The sequence below is a fragment of the Flavihumibacter sp. UBA7668 genome, assembly GCF_002483205.1.
GTDB lineage: Bacteria > Bacteroidota > Bacteroidia > Chitinophagales > Chitinophagaceae > Flavihumibacter.
Window position 1 is genome coordinate 461,753 of sequence record NZ_DLHM01000003.1, and the last position, 23,206, is coordinate 484,958.

At 42.1% G+C, this 23,206-nt stretch carries 17 protein-coding genes; 15 read left to right on the top strand and 2 right to left on the bottom strand.

All coding sequences use genetic code 11. The features are described from left to right. Nucleotides 1-60: 60 nt before the first annotated feature. The 14 genes from B2746_RS07740 (at nucleotide 61) to B2746_RS07805 (ending at nucleotide 18,944) form a co-directional block, all read left to right on the top strand. Nucleotides 61-1,149 (top strand): hypothetical protein, encoded by a 1,089-nt coding sequence (locus tag B2746_RS07740; RefSeq protein ID WP_290792289.1) that lies wholly within the window; start codon nucleotides 61-63, stop codon nucleotides 1,147-1,149. A gap of 19 nt (nucleotides 1,150-1,168) precedes the next feature. Continuing rightward, nucleotides 1,169-4,345, top strand: coding sequence for a SusC/RagA family TonB-linked outer membrane protein (locus tag B2746_RS07745; protein WP_290792290.1), 3,177 nt, complete (start codon nucleotides 1,169-1,171; stop codon nucleotides 4,343-4,345). A 25-nt stretch (nucleotides 4,346-4,370) separates the two neighbouring features. Further along, on the top strand, nucleotides 4,371-5,957 hold the full coding sequence (locus tag B2746_RS07750) for a RagB/SusD family nutrient uptake outer membrane protein (RefSeq protein ID WP_290792291.1): 1,587 nt from the start codon (nucleotides 4,371-4,373) through the stop codon (nucleotides 5,955-5,957). Between the two features lie 33 nt (nucleotides 5,958-5,990). Then, nucleotides 5,991-7,637, top strand: a complete 1,647-nt coding sequence (locus B2746_RS07755) for a glycoside hydrolase (RefSeq protein ID WP_290792292.1) — start codon at nucleotides 5,991-5,993, stop codon at nucleotides 7,635-7,637. Nucleotide 7,638: 1 nt separating this feature from the next. Next, nucleotides 7,639-8,793 (top strand): galactokinase, encoded by a 1,155-nt coding sequence (gene galK, locus B2746_RS07760; protein ID WP_290792293.1) that lies wholly within the window; start codon nucleotides 7,639-7,641, stop codon nucleotides 8,791-8,793. 32 nt (nucleotides 8,794-8,825) lie between these two features. After that, the gene (locus B2746_RS07765; protein WP_290792294.1) at nucleotides 8,826-11,570 is read left to right on the top strand and encodes a glycoside hydrolase family 2; all 2,745 of its coding nucleotides are present in this window, start codon (nucleotides 8,826-8,828) and stop codon (nucleotides 11,568-11,570) included. Nucleotides 11,571-11,576: 6 nt separating this feature from the next. Continuing rightward, nucleotides 11,577-12,728, top strand: a complete 1,152-nt coding sequence (locus B2746_RS07770; RefSeq protein WP_290792295.1) for a sialidase family protein — start codon at nucleotides 11,577-11,579, stop codon at nucleotides 12,726-12,728. Between the two features lie 49 nt (nucleotides 12,729-12,777). After that, nucleotides 12,778-13,605, top strand: coding sequence for a helix-turn-helix domain-containing protein (locus B2746_RS07775; protein WP_290792296.1), 828 nt, complete (start codon nucleotides 12,778-12,780; stop codon nucleotides 13,603-13,605). 61 nt (nucleotides 13,606-13,666) lie between these two features. After that, on the top strand, nucleotides 13,667-14,500 hold the full coding sequence (locus B2746_RS07780) for a hypothetical protein (RefSeq protein WP_290792297.1): 834 nt from the start codon (nucleotides 13,667-13,669) through the stop codon (nucleotides 14,498-14,500). Between the two features lie 18 nt (nucleotides 14,501-14,518). After that, on the top strand, nucleotides 14,519-15,367 hold the full coding sequence (locus B2746_RS07785) for an NAD(P)-dependent oxidoreductase (protein WP_290792298.1): 849 nt from the start codon (nucleotides 14,519-14,521) through the stop codon (nucleotides 15,365-15,367). A gap of 57 nt (nucleotides 15,368-15,424) precedes the next feature. After that, nucleotides 15,425-15,946 (top strand): TlpA family protein disulfide reductase, encoded by a 522-nt coding sequence (locus B2746_RS07790; RefSeq protein WP_290792299.1) that lies wholly within the window; start codon nucleotides 15,425-15,427, stop codon nucleotides 15,944-15,946. Between the two features lie 23 nt (nucleotides 15,947-15,969). Continuing rightward, complete coding sequence (locus tag B2746_RS07795; protein WP_290792300.1) at nucleotides 15,970-16,962, top strand: metallophosphoesterase family protein; 993 nt, start codon at nucleotides 15,970-15,972, stop codon at nucleotides 16,960-16,962. Between the two features lie 14 nt (nucleotides 16,963-16,976). Beyond that, nucleotides 16,977-18,485 carry a serine hydrolase domain-containing protein gene (locus B2746_RS07800; RefSeq protein WP_290792301.1) on the top strand — a complete coding sequence of 503 codons (1,509 nt, stop codon included), beginning with the start codon at nucleotides 16,977-16,979 and terminating at the stop codon, nucleotides 18,483-18,485. 24 nt (nucleotides 18,486-18,509) lie between these two features. Then, complete coding sequence (locus B2746_RS07805) at nucleotides 18,510-18,944, top strand: VOC family protein (protein WP_290792302.1); 435 nt, start codon at nucleotides 18,510-18,512, stop codon at nucleotides 18,942-18,944. Between the two features lie 13 nt (nucleotides 18,945-18,957). Here B2746_RS07805 and B2746_RS07810 read toward each other — a convergent pair whose 3' ends face one another. Then, entirely contained in the window at nucleotides 18,958-19,215 is a 258-nt protein-coding gene (locus B2746_RS07810; protein ID WP_290792303.1) for a hypothetical protein, read from the bottom strand. A gap of 155 nt (nucleotides 19,216-19,370) precedes the next feature. On the opposite strand from B2746_RS07810, the gene B2746_RS07815 reads away from it, so the two are divergent. Continuing rightward, nucleotides 19,371-21,995: an MGH1-like glycoside hydrolase domain-containing protein gene (locus B2746_RS07815; RefSeq protein WP_290792304.1), complete on the top strand. Its 2,625-nt coding sequence runs from the start codon at nucleotides 19,371-19,373 to the stop codon at nucleotides 21,993-21,995. A gap of 1 nt (nucleotide 21,996) precedes the next feature. Here the strand turns inward: B2746_RS07815 and B2746_RS07820 are convergent, their stop codons facing one another. Then, nucleotides 21,997-23,085, bottom strand: a complete 1,089-nt coding sequence (locus B2746_RS07820; protein WP_290792305.1) for a chromate transporter — start codon at nucleotides 23,083-23,085, stop codon at nucleotides 21,997-21,999. Nucleotides 23,086-23,206 lie beyond the last annotated feature (121 nt).

A 23,206-nucleotide genomic window follows, 5' to 3' on the forward strand; every position in this document is an offset into this window, starting at 1 on the left:
TCCATTGTTGCAAACTATAAATGATGTGAAATTAGATCTGTTCAAACAAATAACTGCTATATGAAAAAAAACACCAACGCATTGCTGCTGCTGCTGGCCTTCCTGCTAAGTTGCCTGATGGCATGTAGAAAAGATGATTTGCCAGATGCACCTAATCCTCCTGAAATTGCACTAACCAGAGACACTATTATTGCTGTTCAGGGATCAATTTTTACGATCGATGCGCTGCTGACTGATCAGGTTGGCTTACGCTCATTTAATCTTCGTTATGATGAATGGTTTTTAAATAATACCATCTCTTTACAAGACAGCAGCAACCCTGCCACATACAGAGTTCAGTACAAATTCAGGATGCCGGAGAATGCTGCCAATAAAATACATACAATTGTACTAACGGGCACCAACGTTGGAGGCATAGAGTCCACTAAAGAAATTGTGGTAATGCAGGATACAGATTTTCCCAGAATGTATTTGACAGACAATAAAGAGGCTCCAGCCGCCTCCACTGCATTATTTGGAGTGCCTATGCGCGTTGATAAAACCGGTGCCTATAGTTACAGGGCCTTGTATTATTCGGAAGCAGCAGGTACCAATATTTGGTTTACGCCCAGTAAAACTGATTTTGAAAGAGCATTGTATGGTAAAGATCCTGCCAATTCTTCCAAATTAATAGCAGATCCTGCAACTGCTGAACCAATTGTATTAAATGCAAAAGGCTATTTTAGTATTGCTTATAATACACTTAGTCTTGATTATGTAGTAGAACAACTTCCCACACCAGACCCGGCTGGCGCATTTAATCAGGTGGCTATTGCTGGTCAGGGTTTTTACGACTATCCGGCTATGGCCTGGCAGAATGCATTGCCCAATATTATTTTGTTAGACAAAGATCCAGACAACCCTTATCGGTTTACCAAATTGGTAAAGTTGGGAATCCCTCCCGGCCAAACTTATACCGAAGCACAGTTCATTTTCACTACAAATAATGGTTGGACAGATTTCTGGCGTTTTGATAATGGGCCAAATCCTGAATACACTATCCCCAATGACGGCGCCAATGGTGGTGGATTTCCAATAACGTCTGCTCCAGTTACTTATAAAGTAACGTTTGATACCTATATCAACCGTTCAAAATTCGAAAAACAATAACGAATTAAACTAAATGGTTATGAAACGATTGCTTAGAACCCTACTGCCTGCTTTGCTCTTTTTTATAATTGCAGTTGCAGATGTATTTTCTCAAACAACCATCACTGTTAATGGAATTGTTCAAACTGAAACAGGTGAACCCCTGGCAGGCGCAACAGTTACCATTAAAAATGGCGGTAGTACCACTACAACTAACCCCGATGGTAAATTTACATTAACAACTGCGCCAGGAAACATCCTTACCATTTCTTATGTTGGTTTTCAAACCACTGACATAAGGGCAACGCAAAATCTAACAGTTCAGCTTACTTCTCTGGGTGCAAGTTTGGATGATGTGGAAGTAGTAGTAGATATTGGATATGGTAAAAGTAAAAAATTGGCTGTTTCTTCTTCCATTGCATCTATCAAAGCAAAGGAAATTCAGAATCAGACCGGTTACAATATGGGAACCCTGCTGCAGGGTAAAGTTACCGGGGTGCAGGTTACCAATACCAGTGGAGGTTATCCGAAAATATTGATACGTGGTTTTACTTCACTTAATACCAGCTCAGACCCTTTGATCATTATGGATGGAATCAATCTGGGGAGGGCTAATCTCAATATGATAAACATCAACGATGTGGAAAATATTGATATTCTGAAAGACGGTGCTGCAGCCGCCATTTATGGATCGGATGCATCTGGTGGTGTAATTGTGATCACTACTAAAAAGGGTAAAGCAGGGGTAGTTCAAACCGATGTGGATGTCAATTACGGGCAGGAATTTTATTCAAATCCGGGCATGGCAAATGCAACCGAATATCTGGGCGTGCAACAAAGAAGATTTAATAATTATACTACTCCAGGGTGGGCGACTAATACAGATTGGTGGAAAACGGTTATTGTTCCCACTAATGTAGTTACTGCCAACGTGGGGGTAAGTGGTGGTGGTGAAAAATTAACCAGCTACGCGAGTTTAAGTTATTATCGTACGGAAGGCCCTTTCTATAACGGATCTACCCAACGTGCAACCGGTAGGGTGAACCTCGATTACAAGCCCAGTAAGTTTGTGAAAATGGGAACTACCATCTATCCACGGTTTGAAAACTGGCAGAATAGCGGCCTGGGTGGAGACCTTATGTCTGCCCTTCGTACCGAGCCCATTTTACCCATTTATAACATACGATCCGGTCAAAATGAATACAGTCAATTCTCTGCATCTGCCATTGAGCGAAATGCCAATCCGGCTGCAGTGCTGGCAAGGAGCAGACACAATCAAAACTATGCATTGGGGCTAACAGGGGATGTGCATATTGATATCATGCCCGTTAAGAATCTTACAATCAGAACCCAGGCAGGATTAAATACCAGTAATAATTTTTCCCGCTCTTACTCACCACCTTTCTTTAATAATTTTTTTGGTGCTCGTGATCAGAACTACGATAGTGTAGCCGTGAATCCTGATCAGACTAAAGATAATTATCTCTATTCGTCAAGAGCCTATTCCAGCGCAGGTTACAGTATGGACTGGCGGTTAACCAATACAGCCAATTACTTATTTACCATTAATGAGGAGCATCGCTTTAATGTACTTATCGGATATGAATCAAGAAAGGAAAGTGGGGCAAGCAATGGTGCAGCCCGTGCATACATTCCTGTTGATCAGCCTGGCTTATGGAACCCCAGTAATGCAGGTACACCAATTTTGGCAACCTCTCCCGATAATTTCCTGAATGCTAATGGCAGCCGTTACAATGAAACCTGGGCATCCTCTTTTGCCAGATTGAATTATGAGTTCAACAATAAATACTTTATTGAAATGGCTATCAGAAGGGATGGATCTTCCCGTTTTCCTGATAATAAAAAATACGGAAACTTTCCTTCCATTTCAGGTTCCTGGATTGTTACTCAGGAAAAATTTATCCAAAATATTAAACCCTTATCATTCCTGAAAATCAGAGCAGGATACGGCACTGTAGGTAATGCTTCTTTCAGTGATCCTTCAGTAGGATTAGACCTGCTTAGCCGAAGAATTGTAAGTTATGGTGGTGCAGACAATTTTTATGTGATGGGCGGAGCAGTTAGTAATATTCTGGCACTGGGCAGGCCCGGAAATCCTAACCTGATTTGGGAAACTACTCAGGATATGAACTTTGCTGTAGAATCTTACTGGTTAAAAAACAGGCTCTATGTAAATTTTGAAATGTATAATCGAAAATCAAAAGACCTCTTGTTTTTCGATAATGCAGGAAGGCCCGATCTGGGCATTCGTTCTGGTGCATGGTATAACCTGGGTACTATGGAAGTAAAAGGTATGGAAGCAGTAGTTGGGTTCAAAGAACGCTTTGCAAGCGGATTTAATTACGATGTCAGCGTGAATATGTCTCGCGCCAAAGTTTACCTGAATGAATTAGGCACCAATAATAATGTACCCTTATTAGCCAGCTCACAAGGTACCTACCGGGTAGGAGAAGATCTTGGTGGGAACCTGGTAAAGATTGACAAAGGTGGCGGACAACTCGGTAATTTTTTCGGCTACCAGGTGCTGGGCGTATTTCAGAACGAGTTTGATTTAAATGCACACACAGACAAATCAGGAAATCTCATACAGCCGAATGCCGTAGCCGGAGACTTTATTTTTGCTGATCTGAATGGAGATGGAGTTATTAATGAAGAAGATAAAACGGTTATTGGAAATGCATATCCCGACCTGGATCTTGGAATTAATCTCCGCGTTGGTTACAAAGGATTTGATGTAGCCGTAACAGGATTTGGACGATTTGGTCATGAAGTTTTCTGGGTAGCCAAAAAATGGCTTGAAATGGGTTCACTGGGTTCCAATGTGATGGCTGGTTCGTTAGATAAAGCCTGGAATGGAGATGGAAGTACAAATGACTATCCGCGTTTCATCAACGATGCCCAGGATGCCAATAATAACCTCAAATCTTCCAATTCCTGGTTTATAGAAAAGGGCAATTATTTCAGGTTTAATAATGTTCAGCTTGGCTATACTTTCAGCGAGGTTTTGGCAAGTCGAATCAAACTAAAAAAACTTCGCGCATACGTGAACATGCAGAATATTTTAACGATTACCAGTTATAAAGGACTCAATCCGGAAATATTTAATAATGATTTTGGTGTATTGGCTCCCGGTTTTGATCTTTCGCAGTCGCCTGTTCGTAAAGCCATTACGGTTGGTTTATCTGTAGGCTTTTGATTATTTCATATTTAAATGATTTGTTATGCTATTTAAAAAATATTTTCCTCCCATACTTGCTACAGTATTGGCAATTTCCCTGCTCTCCTGCAGTAAAAATTTTCTTGATAAGGAATTGATTGGTATTAATGCACAAACAGGTTCCCTAAATGATCCAGAAAATGCAAGAGCCATCGTAAATGCCTGTTATGCCTACATGGATGGTGCCGATTGGAATCAGGTACTTTTTCCAAGATTACAAATGGAATCTTCCACCGATGATGGATGGGCTGCCAATGATTATCAGGACAGACCCGTTGAACTGGGTGTAAGTGACTTTACCGGATTAAATTCTTTTGTAAGTTATATTGAGAATTTTTACAAGAATATGCATGAAGGAATCCGCAATTGCAATTTTGTAATTTCCGGAATGCCGGCAGTTACATCGCTTCCGGAGTCGCTAAAAGATAGATATGTGGCCGAAGTGAAATTTCTTCGCGCCTTCTTTTATTTTGAATTGGCAAAGAACTTTGGTGATGATGTGATGAATAATCAATTTGAATCAACAGACGGCGTATTATTTCTACCTCGTACACCGGTGCAGGAATTGTATCAGCAGGTTATTCAGGATTTAACAGAAGCCGCTGCTGTTCTGCCAGAAAAAGACGAGTACAGCGCTTCAGATATGGGAAGAGCCACCCGTGGAGCAGCGCTTGGTTTATTAGCGAAAGCCTATCTGTTTACAGAAGACTATGTAAATGCTGAGCAAACTGCGCAAGTTATTGTTAATAGTGGAAAATATGCGCTGCAGGTACCATTCAACTCCCTCTTTGAACCTGATAACATGCATGGTTCAGAAAGTTTATTTGAAGTAAATTATGTAAACGCTGCTCCTTTATCAAGAGGTCCATTACCTGGCGTTGTTACCGGTGCGGCATCTGTTGACGGCGGCTGGGGATGGTTTGGCCTCACCAGTGATCTGGAAAATGCATACCTCAATGAAGGTGATGATGTACGTCGTTTAGCCACTATCCTGAAAGCGGGAGAATTGGTTCATAATGAAAGCCCGGCACGCATTTTCCCTGAACATAAGATTAATGGAAAACCTGCTCATACCTCGTTTCGTTATTATCGAAAATTCTATATTCCGCTAAGTTATCGTGTTGGAGATCCCTGGCCATATAATTATATTAAAATGCGCTATGCAGAAGTATTATTAATGCTTGCGGAAGCAGCTGCTTTTAATAATAAACCGGATATCGCTTTGCAGGCGCTTAATCAGGTAAGAAGAAGGGTTGATCTTCCTGAAAAAGAAAATTTATCAGGTGATGCCTTAAAAGAAGCCATCTGGTTAGAAAGAAGGTTAGAGCTGGCGGGTGAAGGAACCTTCCGGTGGGATGACATTCGAAGAATTACTATTGGAGGCAAAAAACTCATTGCACATTTAATGGGCCCTGATGGAAGCTTTGTAAGATATAATACTACCATCAATACTGATCCAATTGAAACTGCCGGCCACCGCGAACCACTTAATAAAGGTTTTTATTTTAAAGAAGGTATTCACGAATTATGGCCCATCCCTTCCAGTGCGCTGAATAATAATAGTGCAATGGTTCAAAATCCGGGATATTGATTGAACTTTTTAAATGATTAAATTATGCTTAAGATGAATATTTTTTCTGTACTGGCAATTGTATTAATCGCCTGCAGTAAAGCGGGGCCACCACCCATGCCCGCAGACCCCTGTATGGTTGAAGGAATCGATACCTGTAATCAAAAAAGACCCTTGATTGCTTCCATCAATCTGTCTGCAGAAAAACAGACCATGCACAGCTTTGGCGCATCCGATTGCTGGGGTATAAAATTTATTGGGAAAAACTGGCCTGAAGAAAAAAGAAATCAAATAGCCGACCTGCTATTTAGCAAAGAAGTGGACGCTCAGGGAAATCCGAAAGGCATTGGTTTATCTATGTGGCGAATCAATATTGGCGCAGGTAGTTTTGAGCAGGGAGATGAAAGTCAGATAGCTTCTCCTTGGAGAAGAGAAGAATCATTTCTGTTGGCAGATGATAGTTATGACTTCACTAAGCAGGCCGGTAATCAGTGGTTTGCCAAAGCTGCAAAAGATCGTGGTGTTGAAAATTTTTTACTTTTTTCCATCAGTCCTCCGGTTCATATGACTAAGAACGGAAAAGCATTTGCACCAGGAGGTGAAGATCTCGGTAAGCTGAATTTAAAACCTGGTAAAATGGTTGCTTTTGCAGATTTCTTATCAGAAACCGCAAAACATTATTCTAATTCAGGCATTCCGATTAATTATTTGAGTCCCTTAAATGAACCGCAATGGGACTGGACAGCGGGAAGTAATGGCCTCGCAAGCCAGGAAGGCACACCTGCTACCAATGAAGAAGCGGTTACTCTTATTAAAGCACTTGATCAGCAACTTACACAGAAAGGGCTATCTACTAAAATTGCAGCAGGGGAAGTAGCAGCAGTTAACTATGCATTTGGACCGGTGGCCAATGCCGCACAAAGAAGTGATGTATTTAATTATTTCTGGAATCCATCAAGTGCAGGTTATATAGGGTCACTTCCCACCGTTGCTCCGGTATTAAGCGCCCATAGTTATTTTGCTCAGCCTGATGTGTCTTCCTTAATCAGTAATCGTGAACAACTTGCCGCAAGAATGCAATCCGTTAATCCTTCAGTAGGATATTGGCAATCGGAATATTGCATACTGGGTGCTGAAGATAATATTCAGGGAAATGGCAGAGATCTTGGTATTCAAACTGCTCTTTATATAGCACGCATCGTGCATACAGATATTGTTGTGGGAAATGCCAGCTCCTGGCAGTGGTGGCTGGGTGTTAGTCCGTCTGATTATAAAGACGGGTTGGTGTACGTGGCAGATAATAGCGGCACAATGGGAGAATTGGCTTCCACACAGCAGGATGGATTGGTGTATCCATCCAAAATGTTATGGGCTTTTGGAAATTACGCCCGTTTTATAAGGCCTGGGATGATTCGTGTCGATGCCAGTTTGGAAAAAAATACGGATACAAGAACAGCGGCAACCAACCTGATGTTATCTGCCTATAAAAATCCCACTACAAAAGAATTTGTACTGGTGCTTATCAATATGACAATCGTGGAAGAGGAAATGAATTTATCGGGTATTCAATTGGCAAGTGATGAAGTGCATGTTTATACAACTTCCGGCACGCAGGAACTCAGGCATCAGGTTAAGTCTGGATCTGATCCAATGATAATTACACCTAAATCAGTTATAACAATCACCGGAACCTATCAATAAAATGATTGACCAGCTCAAGCAATTATATGCATCCATATTTGGATCAGCTCCTGAAGTATTGGCTTCTTCACCAGGAAGAATTAACCTGATTGGTGAACATACTGATTATAATGAAGGTTATGTAATGCCTGCAGCAATTGATAAAAAAATTTACGCAGTACTCGGTAAACGATCGGATAACCGGATTGGACTTTATTCTGCTGATTTTAAATTATACGAAGAAGCGGATCTAAATCAATTAATCCCCATAAAAGACAGCTGGACCAATTATGTAAAGGGAGTAGTAGATCAGTTGCTGATTAACGGTCATGTGCAAGGTGGATTTAATATTGTTATTGGTGGCGATGTTCCGTTGGGTGCCGGACTGTCCTCTTCTGCTGCCATGGAATGTACCACTATCATTGGTTTGAACCAGTTGTTTCAACTTGAACTCAATAAGTTAACAATGGTTAAACTGGCACAGTTGGCAGAGCATACATTTGCCGGGGTACAATGCGGAATAATGGATCAGTTTGCAAGTGTATTCGGAAAAAACAACCATGTTATGCAACTTGATTGCCGCTCGCTTGATTATGTGTATAAGCCCCTGGAACTAAATGTAAGAAGGATTGTGTTATTAGATACCCGTGTAAAACATTCTTTGGCTTCTACTGCTTACAATGAGCGTAGATTACAATGTTTACAGGGCGTTGCTATCATTCAGGCTAAGTTGCCTGATGTTAAGAGCCTTCGGGATGTATCACTTTCTATGTTGGACGAATATGCTTTACCATTGGATCAACTGGTGTATCAACGCTGCAGGTATGTTGTGGAAGAAAATGCCCGGGTATTGGCTGCCGCAGAAGATTTGCAAAATGGAAATTTGAAGAATTTTGGTAAAAAGATGTTTGAGACGCACGATGGACTGAGCGGTCAATATGAAGTTAGTTGTAATGAATTGGATTTTCTGGTACAATTTTCTGCAAATCATAAAGCGGTGGAAGGTGCTCGAATGATGGGAGGAGGCTTTGGAGGGTGCACCATTAATCTGGTTAAAGCTGACGAAAAGGATGCCTGGGAAAACGAAATTACTATGGCCTATGAGCAGTATTGCGGTTTGAGTTTACTTTCCTATGAGGTATTACCTGAAGATGGTGGTAGTGCAGCATTTATATGAAATAGTTCTATTACGATGTAAAATTTAATATTATGAAATTTGGATGGTTACTGGTCTTTTTGTTTGTTGGCGTCGCTTATTCGTTTGCACAAAAAACATCACCAGAAAAATTGTCTCTGAGTGGAGAGTGGAACGTTGAGCTTGATATTCCAAACAGTTCCCTCCAACGCATTCACTTGCCCGGAACACTTGATGATGCAGGTATTGGCCAGGCATTGGATCTTACACCTAAATTAGACATCAGTACATTGGGCCATCTTACACGAAAAGCTGAATATGTAGGAAAAGCGAAGTATACACGTAGAGTCAGTATTCCTAAAAATTGGGGTTCAAAAAAAATTAAATTAATTTTGGAACGGGTTCTATGGAAATCGTGGGTTGAAATAGACGGCAAAAAAATTTCGCAAACCGGTGAAAGCCTGGTAGCGGCCCATGAATATGATCTTTCCGGTAAACTGATTGCCGGGCACACACATGAGTTAAGCATTATTGTTGATAACAGTAATATTTTTCCGGGCATTAATATCTATGCTAAACAGTATGCGTCTGAGCAGAGTAGTGAAATGACACATGCGTATACCAATCACACACAAATAAAATGGAATGGTATTTTAGGGGAAATTGCCTTAGTTGCAGAACGAGCCCAACGAATTGATAATGTAGTTATAAGTGCGGATCTTAAAAAAAAGGTATTGGAAGTAGAGGTTGCATTAGAGTCAATCAATGCCAGTGATCGATTAAATGCCTATGTAACAGATCTCAAAACAGGAAAAAACTGGCCCGTCAAGACGGCTAAACTGGCTGCAGCCACCAGACAGGTCAACTTAAAAATTCCATTTGCCGATCATGTTGTTTATTGGGATGAATTTAATCCGCAGCGGTACGAATTAGTTACGGTGTTACAATCTGCTATTGGCAAAGATACAACGAGAACAGCATTTGGAATCAGATCCTTCGAAGCAAAGAATGCGGCACTTTATTTAAACAATCAGCAAATTTTTGTGAGGGGAAATTTGGAATGTGTCATTTTCCCACTTACTGGTTACCCTCCTATGGATATCCCAAGCTGGGAACTGCTATTTGAAAAAGCGAAATCCTATGGTCTCAATACATTCCGGTTCCATAGTTGGTGCCCGCCATCTGCTGCCTTTACTGCTGCAGATAAAGTTGGATTTTACCTGCAAGTTGAATTGCCCCACTGGAATCTGAAAGTTGGGGAGGATACTTCAGCCTTTAATTTTCTAAAACGCGAAGCTCACAGAATAATAAAATCCTATGGCAATCATCCTTCTTTTTTATTCATGAGTATGGGTAACGAACTGGAAGGAGACTTTACAGCACTATCCTCACTTGTAAATGAGTTGAAACAAAAAGATAAACGCCACCTGTATACAACCACCACTTTTTCTTTTCAAAAAGGAGTTACCGGAATTCCACAGGTAGGGGATGAATATTTTGTTACACAATGGACAAAAAACGGATGGGTACGCGGTCAAGGTATTTTCAACGATAAGTTGCCGTCGTTTACGGATGATTTTCGCACTGCATCAAAAGAGATTGCTATTCCTCTGATTTCTCATGAAATTGGACAGTACGCTGTATTTCCTGATATCAATGAAATCAGCAGGTATAAAGGTAATCTGGTGCCGGTAAACCTTATTTCGATCAGAGAGGATATGAAGAAAAAAGGCATGTTGCCACTGGCGCCATTGTTTTTACAAGCATCCGGAAAATTAGCAGCTCTTTTATATAAGGAAGAAATTGAACGTGCCATGAAAACTCCTCAATTTGATGGATTTCAATTATTACAATTGCAGGATTTTCCGGGGCAGGGTACAGCGCTGGTGGGTATATTAAATGCTTTTTGGGAGTCGAAGGGATTTATTACAGCGGCTGAATTTAAACAATTCAGTGGTGCGCTTGTTCCGCTCATTCGATTTCCCAAGGCAACTTACAGTAACAATGAAATATTTTCTGCAAGCATAGAGTTGTCAAATTTTTTTAAGCCTTTGAAAGAGCAACAGTTTTACTGGAAAATAATGGATGATGATAATATCGTAATGGCAGATTCAATATTTACAGTTGCGGATGTTGGAGTAGGAAATGTGCTGCCGATTGGTCGTATTGAAGCCGGTCTTGGTACAATTAAGAAAGCATCCAGACTTACAGTAGAAGTGGGCATTAAGGGAACGGCCTATCGCAATACCTGGCCAATTTGGGTGTATCCGGCAGATCTAACTGTTACAGAAGGGGCTGTTTTGGTAACCTTTTCAAAGACTGAAGCTCTGGCTGCATTAAAAAATGGTTCAAAAGTTTTATTATGTCCGCCCCCCGATACCCTAGAGGGTATTCAGGGTAAATTTGTTCCGGTATTCTGGAGTCCGGTTCATTTCCCTGATCAGCCGGGCACCATGGGATTGCTTATAAAAGATCAACATCCGGCACTGGCCGATTTCCCTACAGATAGCTACACAAACTGGCAATGGTGGGATCTGGTTACCAAAAGTAAGGCCCTGATTGTAAATGAAATACAGGATGAAGCAATCATAGTTCGTCCGATTGATAATTTTGTTCGTAATCAAAACCTGGCAAGTTTACTCGAGCTTAAGATGGGTAATGGAAAGTTATTGATATGCAGTTTTGATATTCAACAATCTATTTCTGAAAGGTTAACTGCAAATCAGTTAAAATATAGTTTGTTGGAATATATGAACAGTAGTTCATTTAAACCATCTGTAGAATTGAATCCTGAATTTTTGAATACGTTGTTTAAGTAGGATAGTATGTTTAAAGTAACCAGCCTTGCATGCCTGATTTTCTTTCCGCAGCATAAATTATTGGCTCAGCAACCAGATTTGAGTAAGGTTCCAGGTGTGGTTATTGCTCACCGGCCTGCTGCCTCAAAAGTATTTGTTGGTTCTCCTGCTTTGGTAGCACTTAAAAATGGAAAATATATTGCTTCACATGATCTGTTTGGTGAGGGAATGAAGAACCAGCATGTAACCATGGTATACGAATCAACCGACAAAGGAAAATCCTGGATAAAAATTGCTGAATTTGTACAATTTTGGTCTAATCTTTTTGAGTTAAATGGCTTGTTATACATGATGGGAGCCAGGCTGCCACAGGGAGATGTAGTCATCAGGGTCTCCAAAGATGAAGGAAAAACCTGGACAGAACCAATTGATGCACAGAAAGGCATTTTACATGAAGTAAGGCGGGGATATATTGCACATACATCAGCCGTTCCTGTTGTAATAAATAATGGAAGAATATATCGGGCCATGGAAGAAATGAAACAGCCTGGTCCCTGGGGAAGTTTTAATGCCTTCGTGATGTCTGCTCCCATTACCAGCGATTTACTAAAATCGTCGAGCTGGACCATCAGCAATAAATTGAGTTATGACAGCAGCCAGTTACATATCGGAACTGCCTGGCTGGAAGGTAATATGGTTGTTAACGTCAACGGAGAACTTGTAAATATTCTTCGCGTACATAGCAAAACCGATACAATTGCCGCTGTATTGAAAATTGAGCAGAATGGAAGATTGCTAAGTTTCGATACCGCCAACGGATTTATTCATCTTCCAGGTGCCTGTAAAAAATTTGTCATCAGAAAAGATCCGGTATCCAACAAGTACTGGACCCTCACCAATGCAATTCCAACTAAATTTCAGGGGGGTAATGTTGAACGTACCCGAAATACGTTGCAATTATTATGCTCTGCTGATCTGCAAAACTGGGAGAAAAAAAGAATCATCTTACAGGGTACGGATATACAGAAGCATGGATTTCAATACGCAGACTGGCAATTTGAAAACAATGACATTATACTGGTTTCCAGAACTGCCTATGAGGATGGATTGGGAGGTGCAGAAAATCAGCATAATGCTAATATGATTACATTCCACAGAATAATAGATTTCAGAAGATAACGGGAGATTTATTTTATTATAATTGGTATATTTCAATAAACTAGCCGGCTTGGAAACCAGGTTTTACCTCCCCCACCCGCTTTTGCGAGATAGTATTCATTGCATAATGCCCGTACATGCCATTTTTGAGCGGGATGACCCAACTGCCAGCTGCATCTATCAACCAACACCGCAAAACTCCCTGTTCATCTACCTGCGCGATCCGATAAGTGCCCGATTTGATGAAAACACTCCTTATATCCGGCAACCACTTGCCGTTATAGTTGGGCCTCAGGTCAGTCCGGTTAGTTTACGTTTACACCAGGAGCACCTGGCCATTCGGGTTGGATTTCATCCGGCCGGATTATACCGCTTGTTAGGCATGTCTTTGCATGAACTGGTGGATAAAAGTTTTGATGCAACCGATTTTTTCGGAACACCACTCACAAGTTTAGTGAACATGTTACAACATTGTATTGATTTCGATGAAATGGTAAATTTGATGGAATCCTTTCTGATAAAACAACTGGCGCATCAAAAAGTAATACTTCCATTTGACCTCGCCATGCAGGAACTCTTAAAATCCAATGGCACACTTCCCATTGATCAGGTAGCTTCCCTCGCCTGTTTAAGCAACCGCCAATTGGAACGGGTTTGCAAAGAAAGAATTGGACTTCCTCCTAAGTATTTTGCAAGACTGATCCGGTTTTCAAAAGCCTATCGTATGCGGGAAGAAATGCCTGCAACCACCTGGACAAATATCGCCCATACGGTTGGTTATTATGACCAAATGCACCTCATTCGGGATTTCAAAGAATTTGCCCGGCAAACACCCCGTGGAATTGAAAAAGAACTGGATCGAATGCCAATGAAAATGCAGCGTAACCTCCGGCTATAATGTCGCGTTTGTACTATTTGCCTGCAAAATCCTGATAGAATTTTGTTGCAAATAATCAGTCATGAAATCATCTTTCCTTTTCTGCCTGCTTGGCACCCTGATAACAAGTTCAATTTTTGGTCAGGATTATTCAAAACTTGGAAAGCTTACAAAAAAAGAGTTCAATGTTTATTACAGCAAAGGATATGAATCCAAAGCAACAACTATTGCGAATCGGGTACATTTAGCCTATCAATACTACCATCAACTCCTGTCCTTTCAACCGGATGTGGATGTATTGGTGTTGAATGAGAATGATTGGGCACGCTATTCAAATCAGAAATTGGTTTATGGCATGCCACATTATGATGACAAAAAAACATTGATTGTAGCCGCGCACGATAACCCTTTCTGGAAAAGTTTCCATCCTGAACGCAGTATGGAAGATTTTTTCGAACTACTTGCCCTGCATGAACTTGCCCATGCTTTTCATATGCAGGCTGCCATCCAATTACAACGCAAATGGATGGCTGAATTATATTGCAACCTTTTATTACATACCTATATTGCCGAAAAAGAACCGGAATCCCTGCCTGCACTTACAACATTTCCCAAAATGGTAATTGCTGCAGGCACGAGTGAGTATCCTTACACGGGTTTGGATGAACTGGAAAACAACTATGAAAAAATCGGACGTGAATTTCCAAAAAACTATGGATGGTACCAAAGTAACTGGCATGCTGCAGCGGGTAAATTCTACGATGAGAAGGGCCCCCTCTTTGCTCAAAAAATCTGGATAGCATGTCAACAACAACCTAACCGATTAGCAGATCCTGCCTGGAAAAACTGGTTGCGCTCCAATGATTTGCTGCCTATACTAAAGATGATGGAAAGTTGGCCGGATTTCGGACCTTAGCCTGCTAAATAGTTAGTTATGATCGCATTTATCGGCACCGGGCTGCTGGGATCCAATTTTACCAAAGCCCTGTTGAAAAAAGGAGAAAAAGTGCAGGTATGGAACCGTTCCTCGGAAAAAGCAACGGCTTTGGAAGCAGACGGTGCCATCGCTTTTAATGATATAAAGGACGCTGTTCGTGGCACCAAACGCATTCACCTGACCCTCTCGGATGACGCATCCGTTGATGCTGTATTAGCCAGTGCAGAAGAAGCCATTCAGCCAGGCAGCTTTATCCTTGACCATACCACAACCACGATGAAGGGCGCCATTGACCGCACAAAAAACTGGGCTGCCAAAGGAATTCATTACGTGCATGTTCCCGTGTTTATGGGGCCGGCAAATGCACTTGAAAGCACCGGATTTATGCTGATTTCTGGTAATGCGGAACAATTGGAACAGGTTATGCCCATGATTACACCCATGACAGGTAAAGTAATCTATTATGGCAAAGAACCGGGTCGCGCAGCCGCCATCAAGCTAATGGGAAATTCCTTTTTGATAACCATGACAACCGGTATTGCAGATATGCTTGCTATTGCTAAATCGATGGATATTCCCAATGCGGATATCACCAAATTATTCGACAACTGGAATGCAGGGGCAACCGCACCAACCCGACTGGCACGTATGTTGAGTGGCAACTACGACCAGCCGTCCTGGGAATTACAAATGAGCAGGAAAGATGCCCGTCTGATGTTGGATATCGCCGAACAAGCCGGTAAACATCTCGCTATCTTACCCGCCTGCGCAGCCGAAATGGATCGCTGGCTGGAGAAAGGAATGGCACAGAAAGACTGGACCATTATCGGATCGGACCATATTTAACCGACTCTTGTCACAAGCTGAGCTTTTTTTAGTAAATCATTTGGTAATTTTCAGGATATGAAGAAAATATTATGGGTAAGCATACTGGTCGGCATTATACTGACAGGTTGCGATAATTCCATGAAACCCAGGACCAGTAATAGTTTTGAGGAAATGAACCAGAAAAACAAACTGGCGGGATCACCATTACCCTCCGTGAAGCTGGTAAATATAAAGAATGAACCCTTTGATCTTGCATCTTTAAAAGGGAAAAAACTGCTGGTTAATTTATGGGCCTCCTGGTGCCTTCCCTGCATAGAAGAAATGCCCTCACTGGATGAACTCTACGCTAAAATGGATACCTCCAAATCAACCATCGTTCTCTTATCCGTGGATAAAGACCGTAAAAAAGGAGTTGAATTTGCTTTAAAAAACGGGATTCAATCACCTGTTTATTTTGCAGAACAGACCCTTCCTTCTTTATTTGAAGTATCAGGCATTCCAACCACCTTTATTTTTAATGAAAAAGGAGAACTGGTTGATCGGATCGAAGGTGCCCGCAACTATAATTCAGCGGCCTACCACGAGTTTTTTCAGTAGTTTAGGGAAACAGTTCCTCCAACATGAAAAGAAGAGATCTACTCCAACTGCTCACCGCAGCTGGATTGGGAGCCGGTCTTCCTGCCTGGTCGGTTCCCGGAGCACCTGAAAAAACAAAGCGAACCGGAAGTTTTTCACTCGATGGAACCCGCTTAAAGTTTTTTCATCCGAAAATCAAAAAAGAGTTTAAAACAGTGATGATTGCGGATACCCATCTTTTCCGGGATGATGAAAGAGGATTGCCCTTCCAAACCTATAGTGCCCGCATGGCCAAAGCGTATAATCAAACCAACCATTATTTAACCGGCGAACCCACCAATCCAGAAAAAAGCCTGGTTGCATCCCTCGAACTCGCGGCAAAAAACAAGGCAGAACTCGTAACACTCATTGGAGATATAGTCAGCTTTCCTTCCGAAGCAGCAATAGAATTTGTGGTGGAAAAAATGCGCAGTGCGGGTTTACCTTACCTCTACACCGCAGGTAATCACGACTGGCATTATGAAGGTATGCAGGGCTCCATGGCTGATTTACGGAACGATTGGATCCAAAAGCGCTTACTACCGCTCTATCAACAGAATGACCCCATGATGCAGGTCACAGAATTGCACGGCGTCCGGATCCTTGTATTCGACAATTCGAACTACCAGATCAGCGCAACTCAATTGCAATTTCTCCAACAACAATTACAGACTTCACAGCCAGTCCTGGTAATGCTACATATTCCATTATATGCACCCGGCCGGTCAGTTGGTTATGGTTGTGGCCATCCGCAATGGGGAGCAAAAGCAGATCGCAATTTTGATTTGGAGCGAAGAGAGCGCTGGCCCGAAAGTGGACATACTGTTGCCACAATGGAGTTTCATCGCACCGTGTTTACTTCCCCCGCAATTATAGGGGTATTAGCCGGGCATATACATCGTCCATCATTAGACATTATCAACGGTATTCCACAGGTGGTAACGGAAGCCAATGCAGTGGGTGCCTGTCTTGAAATTGAATTTATCCCAACAGCATAAACCAATTCTTTCTTATGTTTTATCAGATTAGAATTCTCCTGATTTTCGTTTGTGCCTTACCGCTTATGGCTGCCTATTCTCAGAATACGGATCTTACAAAACTCTCAGATGGATTTGCAGAAGTGGATAAATTATTCACCGAATTTGCTGCAAAATCAAACAATCCCGGTTTCGTATATGGCATCGTAGCAAATGGGAAATTAGTGCACCTCAAATTTTCAGGTATGGCGAACCGGGAAAAAAAGTCTGCAGTTAATCCAGAATCAGTTTTCCGCATCGCTTCCATGTCCAAAAGTTTTGCAGGAGTAGCCATTTTGCAATTGAGAGATCAGGGCAGGTTACAACTGGATGAACCAGCCCATCTTTATATTCCTGAACTGGTTAATACAAACTACCTCACTACAGATGCCAGTCCGATTACCATCCGTCAATTAATGACTCATGCTGCAGGTTTTCCTGAAGACAATCCCTGGGGCGACCGACAACTTGGTATATCCGATGAAGAAATGCATGCCATGTTTAAAAAGGGCATCTCCTACTCCACCGTTCCAGGCACTGCCTATGAATACAGTAATATGGGTTTTGCCATGCTGGGTGCCATAATAAAAAAAGTATCTGGCATGTCCTACCAGGAATATATACAACAATATATATGGAAGCCAATTGGCATGTTTCATACGTATTGGGAGTATGCTGATGTTCCGGATTCCACACTGGCCATTGGTTACCGCTGGATAAATGATGACTGGGTGGCGCAACCACTTGAGCACGATGGCGCTTATGGCATCATGGGGGGCATACTTACCACTGCAGAAGACTTTGCTCGCTATATGAGCTTTATGCTGGGTGCCTGGCCTGCAAGAAATGAGCCGGATAATGGGCCGCTTAAACGAAGCTCCCTGCGGGAAATGCAACATCCCTGGAACTTTGCCGGATTAAATCCAGGTTATAAATACCCGGATGGACGAACCTGCCCCATCAGCTCGGGTTATGGGTACGGGCTTCGCTGGTCGAGCGATTGCGATGGAAGGGTTACTGTGGGACACAGTGGAGGATTACCAGGATTTGGAAGTAACTGGGCCATATTGCCTGATTATGGTATCGGAATTGTAAGTTTCATCAACCAGACCTATGCACCTGCTTCCAGATTAAATACAGAGGCAATTGATCTGTTAATTAAAAAAACTGGTCTGCAGCCCAGAAACATTCAACCTTCACCAATTCTGATACAACGTCAAAAAGAACTAACTGCTTTTTTACCAGATTGGAAAAACGCAGAAAAATCAGAGAGCTTTGCCGAAAATTTCTTTCTGGATTATCTGATCGATAGTCTCCGTAAAGAGTCCGCAGAGCTTTTTAGGAAAGCAGGAAAAATAATCCGAACCGGTGAAATGAAACCCGAAAACAATTTACGGGGAACCTTTATACTATACGGTGAAAAAGCCAATATCCGCATCTACTTTACTTTATCTCCGGAAACACCTGCCAAAATTCAGGAATTCCGTATTCGCATGGAAAAATAACCTTTATCATAAAAAAAGAAAGCCATGTTAACCACCAACACGTATTTAAATTTCAAAAACAATTGTGAAGCAGCTTTTCAGTTTTACAAATCGGTTTTCGGCGGAGAATTCATTCATGTTGGCCGTTTTGGAGAAATGCCCGAAAATGAAAACTATAAAGTTCCGGATTCCGACAAAAATAAAATAATGCATATTTCACTCCAAATTGGCCAATCTGTATTAATGGGTAGTGATTGTGGATCTGCCTATGAGGCCGGATTTATTCAGGGAAATAATTTTTCCATTTCTGTAAATGCAGATTCTAAAGAAGATGCTGACCGTTATTATGCCGGTCTATCCAATGGTGGCGCAGCTACCATGCCAATGAACCAGACTTTTTGGGGCTCCTATTTCGGCATGTTGACAGATCCTTTTGGTGTTAGCTGGATGATTAGCTTTGATCAACACGCAACCAAATAATATATCCGTTTGCCTATTTGTAATATCCCGGATGAGATGATAGTACCGCCAGTTGTTTTCCGGTAGTACCCGCAAGTATGAGGGCATCTGTCAGAACAATTGTTGCACCTTCTATTTCCATCGCATTAGCATTGGCAACATAAACATGGGTTCCGGTTGAATCCTGAGGGTTCTTAATGGTTAATCTGGCTCTTCCCGGACTCAAAAAACTGGGATGCCGGTTGCCTCGCACCGCAAAACTGAGCATGAAGCGGCATGGCAATTCCTGCATAATCACACTTTTAACTTACTAAAAATTCGTCTTAGATTTCCCGCTTTTCTTTGGGAAAACATCCGTATTATTATGATTTGATTGCATCACAAACATACGGTTGCTCCGCCATAACAACTGATCCATTGCTGCTGCATGGAATAACTCAACTGCGTATGTTTAAAAATAGTGAATCAGATCGGCTTTCCATCTCAAACAATAGCAAAAACTGGAAAAGATGGGGGCCCTACCTGTCCGACCGCCAATGGGGAACCGTTCGGGAAGACTATAGTGTGGAAGGGAATGCCTGGAGTTTCATCAACCATGACCTTGCCAGAAGTTATGCCTATCGCTGGGGAGAAGATGGCATTGGCGGATTCTGCGACAGCGATCAGATTCTCTGCCTGGCTCCTGCATTCTGGAATGGAAAAGACCCCCTGCTCAAGGAACGACTCTTTGGCCTCACCAATAATGAAGGAAATCATGGCGAGGATGTAAAAGAATTGTATTTCCAACTTGATTCCTCCCCTACCCATTCCTATTGCAAATACCTTTACAAATATCCCCAGCGCAATTTTCCCTATGAAGAATTGCTGGCAAAAAATAAACGCGACCGGCATCAGCCCGAATTTGAACTACTGGATACCGATGCTTTTAAAGAGAACCGTTATTTCGACTGTTTTATTGAATATGCTAAGGCAGAATACAATGATATCCTAATGCAGATCACCGTGTATAACCGCGGTCCCGAACCTGCCGACATTCATGTATTGCCACAGATTTGGTTCCGGAATTTCTGGAACCACAATCCCCGATTCAGCAAACCGGAAATCAAACGCCGATCTCCCCATTGCCTGGAAACTAATTCCAGCAGAAATGGCACTTTTTATTTTTATCACCAGGGGGGAGAACAACTTTTTTGCGATAATGAAACCAATAATGAACGAATCTACCACCGGCCAAATGATAGTCTCTATGTAAAAGACGGTATCAACAATTATGTCGTAAACCAGCAACCCACTGTTAATCATCTCAAAACAGGCACCAAAGCAGCCATCTGGCACAAAGAAAGAATCGGCGCCGGTGAATCAGCCTGCTTTCAGATCCGACTTTGCAAACAATACCTCCAGGATCCCTGGACTGATTTTGAAGAAGTATTCGAACGAAGAATCATTGAAACTAATCACTATTATGCCTCCCTGATTCCGGCAGTATTACCCGCACAACAAAAATCCCTGCTGCGGAGCAGTTTCAGCGGACTTCTGTGGACCAAGCAGTTCTATTACCTCGATGTATACAAATGGCTGTTTGGTGAGCCCGGCTCTAATCCACCCACTCGCAACTATAAACGCAATTTTGACTGGCAGCACCTGACTTCCAGAAATATCATTTCCATGCCCGATAAATGGGAATACCCCTGGTTTGCAGCCTGGGACCTCGCCTTCCATGCGGCCACTTTTGTTCATGTGGATCCATTTTTTGCAAAGCAGCAATTACTGGTTGTCCTTCGTGAATATTATATGCACCCCAATGGCCAAATTCCGGCCTATGAATGGAATTTCAGCGATGTAAATCCACCTGTACATGCATGGGGTGTATGGTATGTTTTTGAAGCCGACCGCAAAAAGACAGGAATCCCCGACTGGGATTTTCTTGAACGATCCTTCCAGAAACTACTCATGAATTTCACCTGGTGGGTCAACCAAAAAGATGCTAATGGAACTGATATTTTTGAAGGCGGATTTCTTGGACTTGATAATATCGGCGTATTCGATCGTAACCATATGCCGCCGGGCATCAAAAAATTGCAACAGGCCGATGCCACCAGTTGGATGGCATTGTATGCCATCAATATGCTTCGGATTTCACTGGAACTTGCCCAACATAATAAAGCCTACGAAGAATCTGCCGCCAAATTCTTCCGGCATTTCCTGAACATTGGTTGGGCCATGCATCATATCGGCAAAAAAGACATCTCTCTATGGGACGAGGAAGATGGCTTTTATTATGATGCCATCCAGTTTGAAAACGGCAGCAGTCAGCGAATGCGGGTGCGATCCCTTGTTGGCATCATCCCCCTCCTGGCTGTTGAAATCATGCACGGGAGTATGTTTGAACAGCTACGTGAATTTAATACCAGAGTCGCGGTCATCCAGCAAACCCGTCCCGACCTCACCCGGATTATTTCTGACATCAATAAGAAAAATGAGGATGGAAATTATTTATTCGCCATCATGATCGGCGACCGGCTCGAGCTATTATTAAAGCGCTTATTAGACGAGGCAGAATTCCTCTCCGATTATGGTATACGATCCTTATCAAAGCATTATCAGGATCATCCCTTTGTGTTCAGTTACCAGGGACATGAATACAGGATTCAATACGAACCCGGCGATAGTACCAGTTCCATGTTTGGTGGCAATTCCAACTGGCGCGGCCCCATCTGGTTGCCAATCAATTATCTGATCATAAACGCGCTTCGAAAATACCATACTTATTATGGGGATGAATTCACGTATGAGTTTCCGGCAAAATCAGGTAATAAAAAAACACTGAAAGAAATCGCGAATGAATTAACCAAACGCCTGTTGAAAATATTCGAACGGAATGCATCAGGAAAATATCAATACCATGGGGCTGAACATAAAGAATGGACACTGCCTCATTTTAAAGACCATCATCTCTTCTATGAATTTTTTAATGGAGATACAGGCCAGGGATTGGGAGCCTCACACCAAACCGGCTGGACAGCCCTGATAGCTAATCTGATTCTGGAAATGGAGGAGGGCTCAAACGATTGAACTAAATAAGACTTAACAGGTAACCAACCAACGCACCGCCAATAACTATTATCGCAGAATTTAACCTTGGGAAAAAATATATTCCGATTAAACCCAGGGCTGCTATCAGCATGGTTCGCCAGTCGTTGATACTCTCACTGCCCATTTCAAAAAGAACGGCACCTATAACTGCAATGGCAACAACATTTACGGTGTCTAAAAACGCACCCATTAGAAGGGAACGCCGCAGAATCGGAATAATCGGACGAAGCAGGGCAACAAAAACAAATGAAGGCAGGAAGATGCCTATGGTAGCCGCAACAGCACCCCCTGGTCCGCCCAGCTGCCAGCCAATAAAAGTAGCTGATGAAAAAACCGGTCCGGGCGTAAATTGTCCAACTGCTATTGCATCTATCAAAGCCTGTTTACTCAGCAGCCCGGTTTCTACCAATTCGGCATCCAGAAATGCAAATAATACATATCCACTCCCATACAATATGGATCCAATTTTTAAAAAGATCCAAAACACAGGCAGAGGAAAAACTCCGTTGATGGTTCGGCCTGATTGAATCAGGTGAAGAAGAATCCCCAGTGTACCTGCCGAAAAAAATACCAGTATCTCATTGAATCCAAGCAGCACTGCTATTAATGCAATTAGCCCTATTAGAGCCAATTGAAGAGACTTAATTGCCTTTCTACCCAAACTTATCATAGCCATCAGAATAATGGAAAGAACGGCCGGTTTTATACCAAATAAAAAAGGTTGTACTTGCGGTAACTTTCCATACTGCTGATAAGCCCACGCAATAAATCCGGTAATTAATACGGCGGGCAGTATAAAACATACGCCGGCCAATAGCAATCCCTTCCTGCCTGCTCTTTCATAACCACAATGCATGGTCATTTCAGTGGAGTTAGGTCCGGGTATCAGATTGGTTGCACCTACCAGGTCAAGAAAATGCTGCGGCGATAGCCAGTTCCGTTTTCTCACCACCTCTTCTTCCATCATAGCAATATGAACAGCCGGTCCGCCAAAACCAATGACCCCGAGTTTTATAAACACCCGGGCAACTTCAGTATATAATTGTTTCTTAGTTTTTGAATCACCCATTTTTTCAAATTCAAAAAATATACGACTCCTGTTATATAACAGCTTTTGCGCTGAAACCAAATATAGGATCGATTTTTACCTTTTATGTCGGATTTGTGACGGGCTCCGTTCATTTTGGTGA